This is a genomic window from Pseudomonas aegrilactucae (assembly GCF_019168305.1).
Lineage (GTDB): Bacteria > Pseudomonadota > Gammaproteobacteria > Pseudomonadales > Pseudomonadaceae > Aquipseudomonas > Aquipseudomonas aegrilactucae.
Window position 1 is genome coordinate 1 of the sequence record NZ_JAHTBI010000164.1, and the last position, 611, is coordinate 611.

Annotated in this window: 1 protein-coding gene; it reads left to right on the forward strand. The window is 64.5% G+C overall.

From position 1 onward, the window contains the following. Window positions 1–611: DUF6531 domain-containing protein (locus KUO17_RS26270; protein WP_255263815.1), on the forward strand; the 611-nt coding region annotated here is incomplete at both ends.

Genomic DNA, 611 nt, shown 5'->3' on the forward strand with positions numbered 1-611 from the left:
CCGGTGGCCTGGGCCCGGGTCTACAACTCGCGGCTGGACGCGCTGGACAACGGCAGCCTGGGCGCACGCTGGATCACCGAGTTCACCACCTGCATCGACGTGGTCGGCAAGGGGCTGGTGCTGCATGATTTCGATGGCCGCAGCCACGACTTCCCGCTGCCCGAAAAAGGCAAACCTCATTATGACGCGGTGGAGTACCTCACTCTGGTGCGCACCGGTGGGCAGCAACTGGTGCTTCTGCGTGGCCTGGATCGTCAGGAGACCTACGCGCGCCACGGTGATCGCTACTACCTGACGCATATCCAGTTGCGCAGCGGCGCGGGGGCGATGCTGCACTACGAGCATCGCCACAACGACCAGCCGGTGCTGTCCGACATCAACACCTACCAGGACGACGACCCGAGCAAGGTGCACCTGCAGCTCGGCACCCTGCTCGACGAGCACGGCCGTCTCCAGGGCCTGTGGCAGGTGGTCGACGGCACGCCACTGCGTCAGTTGTGCGCCTACCACTATGACGACCAGGGCGACCTGATCGCGGCCCAGGATGAAAACGGTGCTGCCTGGCGCTACCAGTACCAGCATCACCTGATCACCCATTACACCGACCGTAC